Consider the following 17,284-nt stretch of genomic DNA (forward strand, 5'->3'; position numbering starts at 1 on the left):
ACGGTGCGGACCTGTGGAAGGGGACGTGAAAGCGGTGCTGAATCGGATCGTCGGCGCCTCGGCCGCAGCCCTGGCGCTGGTCACGCTCGTCGGGTGCGGAGCAAGTGATTCGACGGTGTCGAAGACTCCCGAGGCCGCGACCGCGGCACCGAGCGCGGCACCGCCGCCGACCATCCGGCCGACCGTCGGCCCGACGACCGCAGCGCCGGCGGGCCCCGTCGACCCGTGCGCGGTCAACCTCGCCGCGCCCGAGATCGCCAAGGCGGTGTCCGAACTCCCCCGCGACCCCCGCAGCAACCAGGCCTGGAGTCCGGAGCCGGTGGCCGGGAACTACAACGAGTGCGCCCAGCTGTCCGCGGTGATCGTGCGCGCCAACACCAATGCCGAGAGCCCGAATACCCGCGCGGTGCTGTTCCACCAGGGCAAGTTCATCCCGACCGGGGTGCCCGACACCTACGGGTTCAACGGTATCGAGGACTCGGCGTCGACCGGGGACACCGTCGCGCTGCGCTATTCCGGCGGCATCGAGGGCCTCGACAGCGTGGTGCGGTTCCGCTGGAACGGCAATGGGGTCGAGCTGATCGGCAACACAGGCTGACCAACCACGTATACGTGGTTTACGTCACATCCCCTCGGGTATGACGCCGATGTCAATAGTTCGGGGACACCGGTGAAGGGATAGGTCCAATGGAGGACGCACTCCGAGACATGTGGCGGTCGGTGGCCACATTCGCGCCGAAACTTCTGGCGTTCATCGTCATCCTGGTCGTCGGCTGGCTGGTGGCCAAGCTCATCGCCAAGGCCATCGACAAGGTGCTCGAGCGCGTCGGATTCGACCGCGCCGTCGAGCGCGGCGGTATCAAGAAAGCGCTGCAGCAGAGCAACTACGACGCCTCGACGATCGTCAGCAAGATCGTCTACTACGCACTGCTGCTGTTCGTCCTGCAGCTGGCCTTCGGGGTGTTCGGCTCCAATCCGATCAGCGACCTGCTGGCCGGCGTCATCGCCTTCCTGCCGAAGCTGCTGGTCGCGCTCATCATCGTGGTGGTGGCCGCCGCGATCGCCGCGGCCGTGCGCGACATCGTGTCCAACGCGCTCGGCGGCCTGTCCTACGGGCGGATGCTCGCGAACATCGCCAGCATCTTCATCCTCGGGCTCGGCATCATCGCCGCACTCAACCAGGTCGGCATCGCACTCACCGTGACCCTTCCCGTCCTCGTCGCGATCCTCGCCACCGTCGGCGGCATCCTCGTGGTCGGTGTCGGCGGCGGCCTGATCAAGCCGATGCAGCAGCGCTGGGAGGACTACCTCGACAAGGCCGAGCGCGAGGGCCGCAACATGCGCGAGCACCTTGACCGGCGCCAGTCGGAAGGGTCCACCCAGCAACTGCCGGCCCACAACACTGCGCCCTCCGGCCCGACGCCCACCGGTCCCACCCCGACGGTCCCCGGACAGCCGTACCCGCAGGGCCAGGCCGGCGGTGCGTCCTATCCCCCGCCGCCGCAACACCAGGCGGCCCCGCCGCAGTACCAGGCGCCTCAGGGCTACGGCGACTACCCGCAGCAGGGCTACGGCGACCGCGGCCCGCAGAGGTAACCCCGAGGTATCCCCGGCCGCGAAACTGCGGTGAGATCGCCGATCCGGTGTGTGACGCGATCTCACCGCAGTCTCGCCGTTGGGCCTGCTGTCGGCCCACTCCCCTAGCATTGCCCTCGTGTTCGTCATCGACGACGGCCCGGGCACCACGTCCGACCCCCTGGTCGTCTACAGCGCCTCCGACCTCGCCGCGGCCGCCCGCTGCGAGTACGCGCTGCTCCGCTCGTTCGACGCCCGGCTGGGCCGCGGGCCCGCGGTCGCCGTCGAGGATGAATTGCTGGCGCGCACAGCACAACTCGGTGACGAACACGAGCAGCGTCATCTCGACGCGATTCGCGCGACGGCCGACGCGACGGTCACCGTCATCGGCCGCCCGCAGTACACCATCGCGGGCCTGACGGCCGCAGCCGACGCCACCCGCAGCGCAGTCGAGCGGCGTGCGCCGGTCATCTACCAGGCCGCGATGTTCGACGGCCGCTTCGCCGGATTCGCCGACTTCCTGCTGCTCGACGACGACGGGCGCTACCGGCTGCGGGACACGAAGCTGGCCCGCTCGGTCAAGGTCGAGGCACTGCTGCAGCTGGCCGCCTACGCCGAGACGCTGACCGCCGCGGGCGTCGACGTGGCACCCGAGGTCGAACTGGTGCTCGGCGACGGCGCCGTGGCGCAGTACGCGCTCGACGAGCTGCTTCCGGTGTACCGGCCGCGCCGCGCCGCGCTGCAGCACCTGCTCGATCACCACCTGGCCCGCGACGCCCCCGTGTCGTGGGAGGACACCGACGTGCGGGCCTGCTTCCGCTGCCCCGAGTGCACCGCCCAGGTGCGGGCGCACGACGACCTGCTGCTGGTCGCCGGCATGCGGGTCAGCCAGCGCGCCCGCCTCATCGACGCGGGGATCACCACCGTCGCCGAGCTGGCCGGCCATCGCGACCCGGTGCCCGAACTCCCCGCCCGGGCGGTCACGGCGCTGAGTGCACAGGCGCGGTTGCAGACCACCGCGCGGGTGGACGGCAAGCCGCCCTACGAGATCGCCGATCCGCAGCCGCTGATGGCGCTGCCCGAACCCGACCGCGGCGACGTGTTCTTCGACTTCGAGGGCGATCCGCTCTGGACGGCTGACGGCCGCGAATGGGGTATCGAGTACCTGTTCGGCGTCCTCGACACCGCCGACACGTTCACACCGCTGTGGGCGCATGACCGCGCACAGGAGCGCGCGGCGCTACTGGACTTCCTCGCGATGGTGCGCAAGCGCCGCAAGCGCCACCCGCGTATGCACGTCTACCACTACGCCGCCTACGAAAAGACGGCGCTGCTGCGGCTGGCCGGCCGCTACGGCGTTGGCGAGGACGAGGTGGACGACCTGCTGCGCAGCGGCGTGCTCGTCGACCTCTACCCGCTGGTCCGCAAGAGCATCCGGGTGGGCACCGAGAACTACAGCCTCAAGTCGCTGGAGCCCTTGTACATGGGCGCCCAGCTGCGCAGCGGGGACGTCACCACCGCGACCGACTCCATCACGCAGTACGCCCGCTACTGCGAGTTGCGCGCCGAAGGCCGCGACGACGACGCCGCGGTGGTGCTCAAGGAGATCGAGGAATACAACCGCTACGACTGCATGTCCACCCGCAAGCTGCGCGACTGGTTGATCTGCCGGGCCATCGACTGCGCGGTGCCGCCGCGCGGCCCCCAGCCCGTCACCGACGGCGGGACGGTCGACCCCGACGACCACCTGGCCCGCCGGCTGGCCCGATTCGTCGGTGACGACCCCGCCCAGCGCACCCCCGAGCAGTCCGCGGTCGCGATGGTGGCCGCCGCCCGCGGCTACCACCGTCGCGAGGACAAGCCCTACTGGTGGGCCCATTTCGACCGGCTCAACAACCCGGTCGACGAGTGGGCCGACACCACCGACGTCTTCCTCGCCGAGCACGCCGAGGTGCACACCGACTGGCACACCCCGCCGCGGGCGCGCAAGCCACAGCGCTGGGTCACTCTGACCGGGTCGATCGCCGCCGGCGGGCTCGGCCGCGAGATGTACGCCCTCTATGAGCCGCCCGCACCCGCCGGACTGTCCGACGATCCCGACCGGCGGGCGTTCGCCTCGGTCCGGGTGGAGGCGTGTGACGATCCCGAGGCGCCCACCGAGGTGCTGGTCATCGAGCGGGAACCCAAGGGCGGCGGCATGTTCGACGCACTGCCGTTCGCGTTGACCCCCGGCCCGCCGATCCGCACCATGGCGCTGCAGGAGTCGATCGAGACGACCGCGACCGCACTGGCCGCCGGGCTGCCGCGGCTGCCGGTCAACGCCGTCGTCGACATCCTGCGGCGCAGGCCGCCACGCACCCGCTCCGGGGATCCACTGCCCGGCACCGACGCAGGCACCACCGAGGCGATCACCGCCGCGCTGCTCGACCTGGACTCGTCGTACCTGGCCGTGCACGGTCCCCCCGGGACCGGCAAGACGTTCACCGCCGCGGCGATCATCACGCGGCTGGTCACCGACCACCGCTGGCGCGTCGGTGTGGTGGCGCAGTCGCATGCAGTGGTGGAGAACCTGTTCCGCGACGTGCTGGCCGCGGGCGTGGACGCCGCCCACGTCGCCAAGAAGAAGGGCGGCGCCGACCCCGGCTGGACGGTGCTCGACGAAGCCAAGTTCCCGGCCTTCCTCGCCGAGCATGCCGCCGCCCGCACCGGATGCGTGATCGGCGGCACCGCATGGGATTTCGCCAACGACTCCCGGGTCCCCCGCGGTTGCCTCGACCTGCTGGTCATCGAGGAGGCCGGCCAGTTCTGCCTGGCCAACACCATCGCCGTGGCGCCCGCCGCCGGGAACCTGCTGCTGCTCGGCGATCCGCAGCAACTGCCGCAGGTCAGCGCCGGAACCCACCCCGAGCCCGTCGACTGCTCCGCACTGGGCTGGCTGGTCGGCGACGCGCACACGCTGCCCACCGAGCTCGGTTACTTCCTCGACCGCTCGTACCGCATGCACCCCGACGTGTGCGCGGCGGTGTCGCGGCTGTCCTACGACGGGCGGCTGCGTTCGTTCGAGGCGGTGACCGCCGCCCGCCGGCTCGAGGGCCTGGCACCGGGCGTGCGGGTGCTGCCTGTTCGCCACGACGGCAACGCGACCGAGAGTCCGGAGGAGGCCGCGGCGATCGTCACCGAGATCTCGCGGCTGATCGGCTCGCCGTGGTCCGACGAGCACGGCACCCGCCCGTTGGGCCAGCACGACGTGCTGATCGTCACGCCCTACAACGCGCAGGTGACGCTGCTGCGCCGGCACCTGGACACCGCGGGCTTCGACGACGTACGGGTAGGCACCGTCGACAAGTTCCAGGGCCAGCAGGCGCCGGTGGTGTTCGTGTCGATGGTGGCCTCGTCGATCGACGACGTTCCTCGTGGAATTTCGTTCCTGCTCAACAGGAATCGGCTCAACGTGGCGATCAGCCGGGCCAAGTACGCGGCATTCGTCGTGCGGGCGGAGACGCTCACCGAGTACCTGCCCGCCACCCCGGACCGGCTCGTCGAGCTCGGCGCGTTCCTGACAGTGGCATCGTCGTGACCGGCTCGCTGCCCGGCAGGCTGTCCGACGTCGTCGGCGCGGCCTACGTCAGCACCGACGCCGACCTACTGGCCGGGCGCAGCGTGGACTACACCGGCAGATACCGCGGCCGGGCCGCCGCCCTGGTCCGCCCGGGCGACGCGGCGCAGGTCGCGCAGGTCCTACGGGAGTGCCGCGACGCGGGCGCCCACGTCACCGTGCAGGGCGGCCGGACATCGCTGGTCGCCGGCACCGTCCCCGAGCACGACGACGTGCTGCTGTCCACCGAACGGCTCACGGCGACAAGCGGAGTCGACGTCGCCGACCGTCGGGTGCGGGTCGGCGCGGGTGTGACCCTGGGATCGGTGCAGCAGGCCGCCGTGGCCGCCGGCCTGGTGTTCGGGGTCGACCTGGCGGCCCGCGATTCGGCGACGGTGGGCGGGATGGCCTCGACGAATGCCGGCGGGCTGCGCACCGTGCGCTACGGCAACATGGGTGAGCAGGTGCTCGGGCTGGAGGTCGCGCTGCCCGACGGCACGCTGCTGCGCCGGTTCAGCCGGGTCCGCAGCGACAACACCGGCTACGACCTGGCGTCGCTGTTCGTCGGAGCGGAGGGCACGCTGGGTGTGCTCACCGAACTGGAACTGCGGCTGTATCCGACGCCGGCACACCGGATCACCGCGGTCTGCGGGTTCGCCGACCTCGCGGCGTTGATCGCCGCCGGCCGGTTGTTCCGTGACCTCGACGGGATCGCGGCGCTCGAGATGATCGACGGGCGCGCCTGCGCGGTGACCGCCGAGAAGATGGGTGTCGCGGCGCCGGTTGACGCGCCGTGGCTGCTGCTGGTGGAACTCGCAGGCGCCGAAGATCCCGGCGAGCGGCTCGCGGCGGCGTTCGACGACATCGACGTCAGCGGCGAACCCGCCGTCGGTGTCGACGTGGCCGCGCAGCAGCGGCTGTGGCGGGTGCGCGAGGCGGTGCTGGAGGTCCTCGGCGTGTACGGCCCGCCGCTGAAGTTCGACGTGTCACTGCCGCTCGAATCGGTCGCCGGGTTCGCCGCCGCCTCGGCCGGCCTGGTGAAAGCACATGCCCCCGAAGCGATCCCGGTGCTGTTCGGCCACATCGGTGAGGGCAACCTGCACCTCAACGTGCTGCGCGTCGACACCGCCGCCGAGCAGCACCTGTACGCGGCGATGATGACGCTGATCGCCGAGCACGGCGGCAACGTGAGCTCCGAACACGGGGTGGGCTCGCGCAAGCGCGACTACCTGACGATGTCGCGCACCGAGGACGACGTCTCGACGATGCGGGCGGTCAAGGCGGCGCTCGATCCGACCGGCTACCTGAACGCGGCCGTGCTGTTCCGCTGAGGCTGCCGGCGCCTCACGACGGCCGGGAGTGACGGCCGCGCGGCGCTTCCTGGTGCTCGTCGCGGTCGTCGCGGTAGTGCCTCCCGTTGCCTGACGAACCGTTCGGGTGTGGCGACTCGACGTGGCGGTGACGGGGGTGGCCGTTGGTCTGGAACGGGTCGTGCGACGGTGCCGGCGGCTCGACCGGCGGCGGATCGACCTGCGGCAGCAGTTGCAGGCGCTGCTCCTCGTCGACATGGAAACCGTTGTGCGCGAGACCGTTCATTTCGGCCGAAGGCTCCGGCGGGGCGTCGGCCATCAACGCCTCCAGGATGTTGCGCCAGGGATCGGGCTCGGATTCGGCCCGCACCGGGATGGGTTCGGGCTCCGGACCGGGATCGGCCGGCGCGTCGTCGTCGTCGAGCAGGCTGTGCCACGACTCGACCGGATCGCTGTGCCAGACCTCGGCGGGGGCGGGCAGCGGATGCTCGACGCGCGACGGCAGAGGTTCGGTGACGGGGTCGTCGTCCACGACCGGCCGGGCGGGCGCGGGCGGCGGGTCGTCCCATTCCACCGTGTACTCGAGGTAGTGGTCGTCGTCGAAGACGTACGCGTCGTACATGTCGTCGGCGTGCGCGGCCGCGTGCATCACGTCGGTGCGTGCCTCGGGATCGACCTCGCCGGCCGCGACGGACGCCCGCTCCGACCAGCCGCCGAAGCCCAGCAGGAACAGTGCGGCCACCACACCGAACAGCGCGACGAACGCCGGCAGCAGGATCGACTGGGACATCGCCGCGGCGAACGGTTCGTGCAGGAACGCCGGCAGCGCCGTGACGGCGCCCTCGCCGACGGGGTCCGGCCCGGCCGCGGGCATCTCGGCGCCGATCCGCGAGGTCATGAACGCCGCCATCCCGGCGCTGCCCAGCACCGAGCCGACCTGACGCGTCGCGTTGTAGACCCCCGACCCCGCACCGGCGAGCGTCGGCGGCAGGTTGCGGGTGGCCGTGGCGGCCAGCGGCGACCAGATGAAGGCCATGCCGATGCCCATCAGCGTGATCGGCAGCACCAGCCGCCAGATCGGCGTCGACGGGGTCATGTCGATCGACAACCAGGTCAGCGCGATGGCCAGCGCGGAGAAGCCGAAACCGACGATCGGCCGCGGGTGCGACCGGTCGACGATGCGGCCGACGAGCGGGGCCAGCACGCCGGTCGCGATCGCCATCGGAGCGGTGAGCAGCGCCGCCCGGGTGGGTGACAGCCCGCAGACGGCCTGCGCGTAGAACATCAGCGGCAGGATCATTCCGGTGACGACGAAGCCGATCGTCGCGATCCCGAGGTTGGACAGGCTGAAGTCGCGGTCGCGGAAGATCTGCAGCGGGATCAGCGGCTCGTGCGGGGTCACCGACTGCCAGTAGACGAATCCGGCCATCGCGCCGACGCCGAGCGCGACGCAGCCCCAGATCCACGCCGCCCAGTTGTGCGACTGACCCTCCTGCAGGGCGAAGACGATCAGGAACATGCCAAGCCCCGACAGCAGCACACCGGGGATGTCGAACCCGTTCTTCCTGGTGGGCAGCGCAGGCACGAACCGGGCGGCCAGCAGCAGGCCTGCGACGCCGACCGGCACGTTGACGATGAAGATCCACTGCCAGCCCAGCGTGTCCACCAGCACCCCGCCGGCCAACGGGCCGACCAGCGTCGCGACGCCCGCGGTGGCTCCCCACACGCTCATCGCCACGCCGCGCCGCTCGGGCGGGAAGATCCGGGTGATGGTCGAGAGCGTCTGCGGGGTGAGCAGCGCCGCGCCGACACCCTGGACCACCCGCGCGGCGATCAGCATCTCGATGCTGCCCGCCAGGCCGCACCACAGCGAGGCGACGGTGAACACCGCGAGCCCGGCCAGGTAGATGTTGCGCGGCCCGAAGCGGTCGCCGAGGCGGCCCGCGAGCAGCAGGGGCACGGCGTAGGCCAGCAGGTAGGCGCTCGTCACCCAGATCACGGCGTCGTAGTCGGCGCCGAGGTTCTCCATGATCGACGGATTCGCGACGGCGACGATGGTGGCGTCGACGAGGATCATGAAGAAGCCGATCATCATCGCCCACAGGGCATGCCACGGGTTGGCCGCCGGGTCGCCTGCGGTCACGGCATCGCCCGGTCGCGGCTTGGCCGCACCGTCACGTCCCGGCCTCCGGGCAGCAGGTGAAGAGAACATATGGCGTCGACTCGCTAACCAACGATCCACCGACGCTACGTACCCGCTGCAGGCACGACAAGTCCGGGTCGGCGCCGCGCCGCCGGTCACACGGCTTCGGCGACCGCCTCACGCTCGGCGTCGGCTTCGTCGTCGGACGCCGGTGCACCCACCGCGAGCAGCGCCAACAGAGCGATCACCATGCCCGCCGTCATCACCACCGCCAGCGCGAACTCGCCGTTGCCGAGCACGCCGACCAGCGGTGCGACTGCGGCGCCGAGCCCGAACTGTGCGGCGCCCAGCAACGCGGCGGCGGTGCCCGCAGCCTCGGAGTGCCGCGACAGCGCCACGGCGGGCGCGTTCGGGATCACCAGCCCCATGGCGGCCAGGATCACCCACACCGGCACCAGGAAGCCGTACAGGCCGCCGACCTCGGCGACGGTGATCCCGACGAATACCGCGCCGGCCAGCGACGCCCAGGACAGCGCCCACACGACGATGGCCTGTGGGGTGAACCGGCGCAGCAGCACCACGTTGAGCTGCGTCGAGCCGATCAGCGCCACCGCGCCCGCGGCGAACAGCAGCGCGAAGGTCTGCTGATCCACGCCGTAGCGGCCCTGCAGCACGAAGGGAGCGGCCGCGATGTAGGCGAACAGACCGGACATGCCCAGCGCCGCGACGAGGACCAGGATGACGAACCGCGCGTCGCGCAGCAGGCCCGCGTAGGTGGCGGCGATGCCGCGCACCCGCAGCGGCCGCCGGTGGGCGACCGGCAGCGTCTCGGGCAGCGCCAGCACGGCGAGCAGCAGCAGCAATCCGGCCAGCAGGACCAGCGCGAGGAACACCCAGTGCCAGGAGGCGTGCAGGAGCACCGCGGCGCCCAGGGATGGCGCCAGCACCGGCGCCACGCCGAGCACCAGCATCAGCCGCGACATCACGGTGGCGGCCGCGGACCCGGAGAACAGGTCACCCACGACGGCGATCGCGACCACCGCGGCGGCGGCGGCACCCATGCCCTGCAGTCCGCGGGCCACGCCGAGGATCGCGATGTTCGGCGCCAGCACGCACAGCATCGACGCCACCATGTGCAGGACGATGCCGGCCATCAGCGGGCGCCGGCGTCCCAGCGAGTCCGACAGCGGTCCGACGATCAGCTGTCCCAGCGCCAGTCCGGCGAGCGTGCCGGTCAAGGTCAGCTGGGCGACCGACGACGACACGCCGAATTCGTCGCCGATGCCGGGCAGTGCGGGCAGGTACATGTCGATGGTGAGCGGACCGAGCGCCACCAGGGCGCCGAGGACGAGGATCATCTTCACCCGTCGCGGCGGCGTGGAGTCGCGCTGCGGGGTGCGGGTTGCTGGCACAGGCGGGCTCACGCGTGGGGATGATGCCATGCAATTGGTTAGCACCGCATATCAATATTTTCTTCCCGGCCGTGACCGCGATCACCGCCGGGCACCCGCGGCCGCCGCCGTTCGTTGTCGACCCGATAGCCTGGACAGCCACGGCTCACGCACGGTTCGCACACGGGGAGGCCCGGAATGAGCGCTCGGTCCCGCAAGACCAAGCTGCCCGCGACCACGGACGGTTCGGCCGAGAGTCCCGGCACCGCCGCGCGTGTGCTGTCCCAGATCATCGAGGGCAGTACCCGCGTGCAGGCGCCAGCGGTGCGCGCCTACGTCGACCGGTTGCGCCGTGCGCGTCCGAACGCCGGCCCGGCCGAGATCATCACGTCGCTGGAGAAGCACTACGTGGGCGCGGTGATGGCCAGCGGCGCGGCCGTCGGGTCCGCCGCGGCGTTCCCCGGCATCGGCACGCTCGCCGCGATGTCGGCGGTGGCCGGTGAGACCGTGCTGTTCCTCGAGGCGACGTCGGTGTTCGTGCTCGCCGTCGCCGAGGTGCACGGCATCCCCGCCGAGCACCGCGAGCGCCGCCGCGCGCTGGTGCTGTCGGTGCTTGTCGGTGAGGACAGCAAGCACGCCCTCGCCGACCTGATCGGACGGGGTCGTACCAGCGGCGGATGGATCAGCGACGGCGCGGCGACGCTGCCGCTGCCCGCGGTGACGCAACTCAACTCGCGGCTGCTCAAGTACTTCGTCAAGCGCTACACGATCAAGCGGGGAGCCCTGGCGTTCGGCAAGGTGCTGCCGGTCGGAATCGGCGCGGTGGTCGGCGGCGTCGGCAACCGCCTGATGGGCCGCAAGATCGTCGACAACGCCCGCAACGCGTTCGGTCCGCCGCCGCCGAGGTGGCCCTCGACGCTGCACGTGCTGCCGCCCGCGCAGCCCTGAAACGGCGTCGATCGATGCACCCCGCAAGACCACTAAGACCATAAGTGCATCGACGTGGTCCGGCCGATGCCAGAGCGCTAGCCTTTAGGCGGCGGACGAGCGGGTAATCGCGACGTAGGCCGTGAACACGAGGACGCTAAACCAGGACACGAAAGCGGCGAGCACCTTGCCAATGCTTGCCCGAGGCGACGGAATCGAGGCGAGTAGCTGCCGTGAGCAGTTCACCTTCACCATTCGGACAGAACGAGTGGTTGGTCGAGGAGATGTACCGCAAGTTCCGCGAGGACCCCTCGTCGGTCGACCCCAGTTGGCACGAATTCCTGGTCGACTACAACCCGGAGCCGACCGGGGCGTCGGCGGCCAAGGGCGGTAACGGCCAACCGGCCCGCGGATCTGCGCCCAAGTCGCCGCCCGAACCCGCACCCGCGCCGCCGCCGCAGGCCAAGTCCGCCGACAAGTCGGCCGCCAACGGCACCGCGAAGTCCGAGTCGGCGCCGGCGAAGAACGACAAGCCCGCGTCGGCCAAGCCCGCCGAGAAGTCCGCCGACAAGCCTGCCGAGAAGAACGAGAAGGCGCCGCAGAAGCCTGCCGCGAAGAACGACAAGAGCGACAAGCCCGCTGAGAAGAACGAAAAGGCGCCGGACGCCAAGCCGAAGGCTGCCGCCTCCGGTGGTGACGACGAGAACCAGGTGCTGCGCGGCGCCGCGGCGGCCGTGGCCAAGAACATGTCCGCCTCGCTCGAGGTGCCCACCGCGACCAGCGTGCGGGCCATCCCGGCGAAGCTGATGATCGACAACCGCGTCGTCATCAACAATCACCTCAAGCGCACCCGCGGCGGCAAGATCTCGTTCACCCACCTGATCGGGTACGCGATCGTGCAGGCCGTCAACAAGTTCCCGAGCATGAACCGGCACTTCGCCGAGGTCGACGGCAAGCCCAACGCCGTCACGCCCGCCCACACCAACCTCGGTCTGGCGATCGACCTGCCCGGCAGGGACGGCAACCGGCAGCTCGTGGTCGCGGCGATCAAGAAGTCCGAGTCGCTGGCGTTCGGCCAGTTCATCGCCGCCTACGAGGACATCGTGCGGCGCGCCCGCGACGGCAAGCTGACCGCCGAGGACTTCTCCGGCGTCACGATCTCACTGACCAACCCCGGCACCATCGGCACCGTGCACTCGGTGCCGCGGCTGATGCGCAACCAGGGCGCCATCATCGGCGTCGGCGCGATGGAGTACCCGGCGGAGTTCCAGGGCGCCAGCGAGGAACGCATCAACGACATGGGCGTCGGCAAGCTCATCACGCTGACGTCCACCTACGACCACCGCATCATCCAGGGCGCGGAGTCCGGCGACTTCCTGCGCACGGCGCACCAGCTGCTGCTGTCCGACGAGTTCTTCGACGAGATCTTCCGCGAGCTCGGCATCCCGTACGAGCCGGTGCGCTGGCGCATCGACAACCCCGACCCGATCGAGGACAAGAACGCCCGGGTGATCGAGCTGATCGCGGCGTACCGCAACCGCGGTCACCTGATGGCCGACATCGACCCGCTGCGGCTGGACAAGAACCGGTTCCGCAGCCATCCGGACCTCGACGTCAACAGCCACGGCCTGACGCTGTGGGATCTCGACCGCGAGTTCAAGGTCGGCGGCTTCGCCGGCGCCGAGCGCAAGAAGCTGCGCGACGTGCTCGGCCTGCTGCGCGACTCCTACTGCCGCCACGTCGGCGTCGAGTACACCCACATCCTCGAGCCCGAGCAGCAGACCTGGATCCAGGAGCGCGTCGAGGTCAAGCACGAGAAGCCGACCGTCGCCGAGCAGAAGTACATCCTGAGCAAGCTCAACGCGGCCGAGGCCTTCGAGACGTTCCTGCAGACCAAGTACGTCGGGCAGAAGCGGTTCTCGCTGGAAGGCGCCGAGACCGTCATCCCGATGATGGACGCCGCCATCGACCAGTGCGCCGAGCACGGCCTCGACGAGGTCGTCATCGGCATGCCGCACCGCGGCCGGCTCAACGTGCTTGCCAACATCGTCGGCAAGCCCTACTCGCAGATCTTCAGCGAGTTCGAGGGCAATTTGAACCCGTCGCAGGCGCACGGCTCCGGCGACGTCAAGTACCACCTCGGCTCGACCGGGATCTACCTGCAAATGTTCGGCGACAACGACATCGCGGTGTCGCTGACGGCCAACCCGTCGCACCTGGAGGCCGTCGACCCGGTGCTCGAGGGTCTGGTGCGCGCCAAGCAGGACCTGCTCGACAAGGTTGACGGCGACGACGCGTTCACCGTCGTGCCGATGATGCTGCACGGCGACGCGGCGTTCGCCGGCCAGGGCGTGGTCGCCGAGACGCTGAACCTGGCGCTGCTGCGCGGCTACCGCACCGGCGGGACAATCCACATCATCGTCAACAACCAGATCGGATTCACCACCTCGCCGCACGACTCGAAGTCGTCGGAGTACTGCACCGACGTGGCGAAGATGATCGGCGCGCCGATCTTCCACGTCAACGGTGACGATCCCGAGGCCGCCGCGTGGGTGGCCAAGCTCGCCGTCGACTTCCGGCAGAAGTTCAAGAAGGACGTCGTCATCGACATGCTGTGCTACCGCCGCCGCGGGCACAACGAGGGCGACGACCCGTCGATGACGCAGCCCGGCATGTACGACGTGATCGACACCAAGCGCGGGGTCCGCAAGACCTACACCGAAGCGCTGATCGGCCGCGGCGACATCTCGATGAAAGAGGCCGAGGACGCCCTGCGCGACTACCAGGGCCAGCTCGAGCGGGTGTTCAACGAGGTCCGTGAACTCGAGAAGCACGACATCGCGCCCAGTGAGTCCGTCGAGGCCGACCAGGTGCTGCCCGCGAAGCTGTCGACCGCGGTCGACAAGGCGGAGCTGGCCCGCATCGGCGACGCGTTCCTCAACGTCCCCGACGGCTTCACCGTGCACCCACGGGTCAAGCCGGTGTTGGAGAAGCGCCGCGAAATGGCCTACGAGGGCAAGGTCGACTGGGCCTTCGCCGAACTGCTCGCGCTCGGCTCGATGATCGCCGAGGGCAAGCTGGTGCGGCTGTCCGGTCAGGACACCCGGCGCGGCACGTTCACCCAGCGCCACTCGGTGATCATCGACCGCAAGACCGGCCAGGAGTACACGCCGCTGCAGATGCTGGCGACCAACCCGGACGGCACGCCCACCGGCGGCAAGTTCCTGGTGTACGACTCGGCGCTGTCGGAGTTCGCGGCGGTCGGCTTCGAGTACGGCTACTCGGTCGGCAACCCCGACGCGATGGTGCTGTGGGAGGCGCAGTTCGGCGACTTCGTCAACGGCGCGCAGTCCATCATCGACGAGTTCATCAGCTCCGGCGAGGCCAAGTGGGGTCAGCTCTCCGACGTGGTGCTGCTGCTGCCGCACGGCCACGAGGGGCAGGGTCCTGACCACACGTCGGGCCGCATCGAGCGGTTCCTGCAGCTGTGGGCCGAGGGTTCGATGACCATCGCCGTGCCGTCGACCCCGGCGAGCTACTTCCACCTGCTGCGCAGGCACGGCATGGACGGCATCCAGCGGCCGCTGATCGTCTTCACGCCGAAGTCGATGCTGCGCAACAAGGCCGCGGTCAGCGATCTGCGCGAGTTCACCGAGGGCAAGTTCCGCTCGGTGATGGAGGAGCCGACGTACACCGACGGCGACGGCGACCGGTCGAAGGTCAAGCGGGTGCTGCTGACCAGCGGCAAGATCTATTACGAGCTGGCGGCCCGCAAGGCCAAGGAGAAGCGCGACGACATCGCGATCGTGCGCGTCGAGCAGCTGGCGCCGCTGCCGCGGCGGCGACTGGCCGAGACGCTCGACATGTACCCGAACGTCGAGGAGAAGTTCTGGGTGCAGGAGGAGCCGGCCAACCAGGGCGCGTGGCCGTCGTTCGGCCTGATCCTGCCCGAGCTGCTGCCGGACTACTTCACCGGCATCAAGCGGGTGTCGCGGAGGGCGATGTCGGCGCCGTCATCGGGATCGTCGAAGGTGCACGCCGTCGAGCAGCAGGAGATCCTCGACGAGGCCTTCGCCCCGTAACCCCGTTCACCAGACAGCAGTCAGGGTCGTGATCCTCCGCGGATCACGACCCTGACTTCTCGTTCGGGACCTGCCGGCCCTCAGAAGCCCAGCATCGGCATCGGGAACGGCGTCTGGCCGTTGGCCAGCGACGCCATCGCACCGGGGCAGAACGCCGAGATGGCCAGGCCGGTGAACATGGTGGCCGGGCCCAGCGGACGGCCGAGCGCGTCGGAGACCTCGCCGGCGACATTGGCCGCGTTCTGACCGGGATCGACGAGCATCGGGCAGATCTGCTGACCGACTTGCGTCGCGGTCGCCGGGTCGATGCCCGAGAGCCCAGGACCGCCGAGGCTGTCGAGGAACGCATCGGTGGCCGGGTCGGCCTGCGCCGGCGCCGCCCCGACCGACAGGGCGCCGCCGAACAGGCCCGCGGTCACGGCGAGCGCGGCGGCCGCCACGCGGTGGTTGCGCTTGATTCGCTGCATGACTTGGCATCGCCGTCGGCGGCGGCGCCGTTACGGATCGCCCCCGCGGCGGTGGTACCGCGGGTACCGACTAACCTCGTCCCGAGGCAACGACAAGAGGAGTGCACACATGGACGGCTTCGCCGGGAAGGTCGCCGTGGTGACCGGAGCTGGATCGGGCATCGGCCAGGCGCTGGCCATCGAACTGGCCCGCTCTGGCGCCAAGCTGGCGATCAGCGACGTCGACACCGAGGGACTGGCGGCCACCGAGGAGCGGCTGAAGGCCATCGGGGCGCCGGTGAAGGCCGACCGCCTGAACGTCACCGAGCGCGAGGCGTTCCACCTCTACGCCGACGAGGTCAAGAATCACTTCGGCAAGGTCAACCAGATCTACAACAACGCCGGGATCGCGTTCACCGGCGACGTCGAGATCAGCCAGTACAAGGACATCGAGCGGGTGATGGACGTCGATTTCTGGGGCGTCGTCAACGGCACCAAGGCGTTCCTTCCACACCTCATCGAGTCCGGCGACGGCCACGTGATCAACGTGTCGAGCGTGTTCGGGCTGTTCTCCGTGCCCGGCCAGGCCGCCTACAACGCGGCCAAGTTCGCCGTGCGGGGATTCACCGAGGCGCTGCGGCAGGAGATGATCCTGGCCCAGCATCCGGTGAAGGTGACGACCGTGCACCCCGGCGGCATCAAGACCGCGATCGCGCGCAACGCCACCGCGGCCGAAGGGCTCGACGCCGAGCAGCTGGCCAACGTGTTCGACAAGAAGCTGGCGTCCATGTCGCCGCGCCGTGCCGCCGTGGTCATCCTCGACGGCGTGCGCAAGAACAAGGCCCGCGTCCTCATCGGCAACGACGCCAAGGTGCTCGACGCACTCGTGCGCATCACCGGGCCGCACTATCAGCGGCTGTTCGCGGCGTTCACGTCGCGGATGATGCCACCGCCGAAGTAACGCACGCCCGGCTCGCGCAGGATCTCAGTCGCGCAGCGGGTGGGCGGACAGCCAGTCGTCGGCCACCCGCGCCGGGTCGGCTCCGTCGTCCACCGCCTGCTGCATCTCCGCGATCGCCGCGGTGTCGAGCACTCCGGCGACCTCGTTGAGCGCCAGCACCTGTGACTCGTCGAGTTCGTTGCGCCGGTACAGGGGCACCACGTTCTCGGCACGGATCAGCGCCGAGCGGTCCGCCAGCACCACGACGTCGTCCGGGATCGCGGGCGCGGCGGTGGTGGTCCACGCGGCGTTCACCCGGCCGCCCCGCAGCGCGGCCCACAGTGCGGACTCGTCGGGGAATTCGCGGGGCGCGGGCAGCCGGCAGGTGCCGACGACCGACGGTGTCTGGACCCCGGCCACCTTCCCCGGGCGGACCTCGGCGCAGCGGCCGGTCAACGCCGACAGCCGTTCGCCGCGCGCCTCGGCGGTGGCTTCGGTGACGGCGAGCGCCGGCCGGTCCTGCGCCGACATCGCGTAGTCGCCGGCGGCCACTCCCTCGGGCAGCGCCGCCAGCAGCTCGCGGTACACCTGCTCGCCCGCCCGGGCGGTGGCGCCGGGCTCGAAGCGCTGCAGCAGCCGGCCGGTCAGTCCGGGCACCACCCGAACCTCGCCGGCGTCGAGCGCGGTCAGTGGGTCGTCCGACGGCAGCACCACGGTGGCCGTGCCGTAGTTGCGCAGCGCTGCCGCATACAGGTGTGCGATCACCACCGACTCGGTGTCGGTGTGGGCGCCGATGGTGACCAGCGGCGGGGCGGGCGGACCGCCGCAGCCGCTGAGCACGAGTGCGACGAGCGCCAACGCCAGCCGGCGCATCG

General features: G+C 70.4%; 11 protein-coding genes. 7 read left to right on the forward strand and 4 right to left on the reverse strand.

All coding sequences use genetic code 11. The annotated features are described in order from the left end of the window. Positions 1-37 precede the first annotated feature (37 nt). The 4 genes from O6P37_RS00680 (at position 38) to O6P37_RS00695 (ending at position 6,501) form a co-directional block, all read left to right on the forward strand. Complete coding sequence (locus O6P37_RS00680) at positions 38-598, forward strand: LppP/LprE family lipoprotein (RefSeq protein ID WP_408633106.1); 561 nt, start codon at positions 38-40, stop codon at positions 596-598. Between the two features lie 89 nt (positions 599-687). After that, the gene (locus O6P37_RS00685) at positions 688-1,596 is read left to right on the forward strand and encodes a mechanosensitive ion channel family protein (protein WP_269892278.1); all 909 of its coding nucleotides are present in this window, start codon (positions 688-690) and stop codon (positions 1,594-1,596) included. Positions 1,597-1,714: 118 nt separating this feature from the next. Then, the gene (locus O6P37_RS00690; protein ID WP_269892279.1) at positions 1,715-5,152 is read left to right on the forward strand and encodes a TM0106 family RecB-like putative nuclease; all 3,438 of its coding nucleotides are present in this window, start codon (positions 1,715-1,717) and stop codon (positions 5,150-5,152) included. Next, positions 5,149-6,501, forward strand: a complete 1,353-nt coding sequence (locus O6P37_RS00695; RefSeq protein WP_408633084.1) for an FAD-binding oxidoreductase — start codon at positions 5,149-5,151, stop codon at positions 6,499-6,501. Before O6P37_RS00690 ends, O6P37_RS00695 begins: the two co-directional genes overlap by 4 nt. A 13-nt stretch (positions 6,502-6,514) precedes the next feature. On the opposite strand, the gene O6P37_RS00700 is transcribed toward O6P37_RS00695, so the two are convergent. Continuing rightward, complete coding sequence (locus tag O6P37_RS00700) at positions 6,515-8,575, reverse strand: MFS transporter (RefSeq protein ID WP_269893125.1); 2,061 nt, start codon at positions 8,573-8,575, stop codon at positions 6,515-6,517. 203 nt (positions 8,576-8,778) lie between these two features. Continuing rightward, on the reverse strand, positions 8,779-10,065 hold the full coding sequence (locus O6P37_RS00705; RefSeq protein WP_269892280.1) for a multidrug effflux MFS transporter: 1,287 nt from the start codon (positions 10,063-10,065) through the stop codon (positions 8,779-8,781). Positions 10,066-10,212: 147 nt separating this feature from the next. Here O6P37_RS00705 and O6P37_RS00710 point away from each other — a divergent pair, with 147 nt between their 5' ends. Then, the gene (locus O6P37_RS00710) at positions 10,213-10,962 is read left to right on the forward strand and encodes a hypothetical protein (RefSeq protein ID WP_269892281.1); all 750 of its coding nucleotides are present in this window, start codon (positions 10,213-10,215) and stop codon (positions 10,960-10,962) included. A gap of 212 nt (positions 10,963-11,174) precedes the next feature. After that, positions 11,175-15,023: a multifunctional oxoglutarate decarboxylase/oxoglutarate dehydrogenase thiamine pyrophosphate-binding subunit/dihydrolipoyllysine-residue succinyltransferase subunit gene (locus tag O6P37_RS00715; RefSeq protein WP_269892282.1), complete on the forward strand. Its 3,849-nt coding sequence runs from the start codon at positions 11,175-11,177 to the stop codon at positions 15,021-15,023. Between the two features lie 80 nt (positions 15,024-15,103). Here O6P37_RS00715 and O6P37_RS00720 read toward each other — a convergent pair whose 3' ends face one another. Next, the gene (locus tag O6P37_RS00720) at positions 15,104-15,481 is read right to left on the reverse strand and encodes a DUF732 domain-containing protein (RefSeq protein WP_408633107.1); all 378 of its coding nucleotides are present in this window, start codon (positions 15,479-15,481) and stop codon (positions 15,104-15,106) included. 118 nt (positions 15,482-15,599) lie between these two features. On the opposite strand from O6P37_RS00720, the gene O6P37_RS00725 reads away from it, so the two are divergent. After that, a complete protein-coding gene (locus tag O6P37_RS00725; protein ID WP_264016258.1) occupies positions 15,600-16,430 on the forward strand; it encodes an SDR family NAD(P)-dependent oxidoreductase in 831 nt (276 codons plus the stop codon). 24 nt (positions 16,431-16,454) lie between these two features. On the opposite strand, the gene O6P37_RS00730 is transcribed toward O6P37_RS00725, so the two are convergent. Then, on the reverse strand, positions 16,455-17,282 hold the full coding sequence (locus tag O6P37_RS00730) for a glycine betaine ABC transporter substrate-binding protein (RefSeq protein ID WP_269892284.1): 828 nt from the start codon (positions 17,280-17,282) through the stop codon (positions 16,455-16,457). Between the last annotated feature and the right edge of the window lie 2 nt (positions 17,283-17,284).

It is taken from the genome of Mycobacterium hippophais (assembly GCF_027529605.1).
Lineage (GTDB): Bacteria > Actinomycetota > Actinomycetes > Mycobacteriales > Mycobacteriaceae > Mycobacterium > Mycobacterium arseniciresistens.

Excerpts from the sequence above, each read along its gene's own strand:
- O6P37_RS00700 (WP_269893125.1), bottom strand. The coding sequence starts at position 8,575 with ATGATGATCGGCTTCTTCATGATCCTCGTCGACGCCACCATCGTCGCC.
- O6P37_RS00725 (WP_264016258.1), top strand. The coding sequence starts at position 15,600 with ATGGACGGCTTCGCCGGGAAGGTCGCCGTGGTGACCGGAGCTGGATCG.
- O6P37_RS00710 (WP_269892281.1), top strand. The coding sequence starts at position 10,213 with ATGAGCGCTCGGTCCCGCAAGACCAAGCTGCCCGCGACCACGGACGGT.
- O6P37_RS00705 (WP_269892280.1), bottom strand. The coding sequence starts at position 10,065 with ATGGCATCATCCCCACGCGTGAGCCCGCCTGTGCCAGCAACCCGCACC.
- O6P37_RS00685 (WP_269892278.1), top strand. The coding sequence starts at position 688 with ATGGAGGACGCACTCCGAGACATGTGGCGGTCGGTGGCCACATTCGCG.
- O6P37_RS00730 (WP_269892284.1), bottom strand. The coding sequence starts at position 17,282 with ATGCGCCGGCTGGCGTTGGCGCTCGTCGCACTCGTGCTCAGCGGCTGC.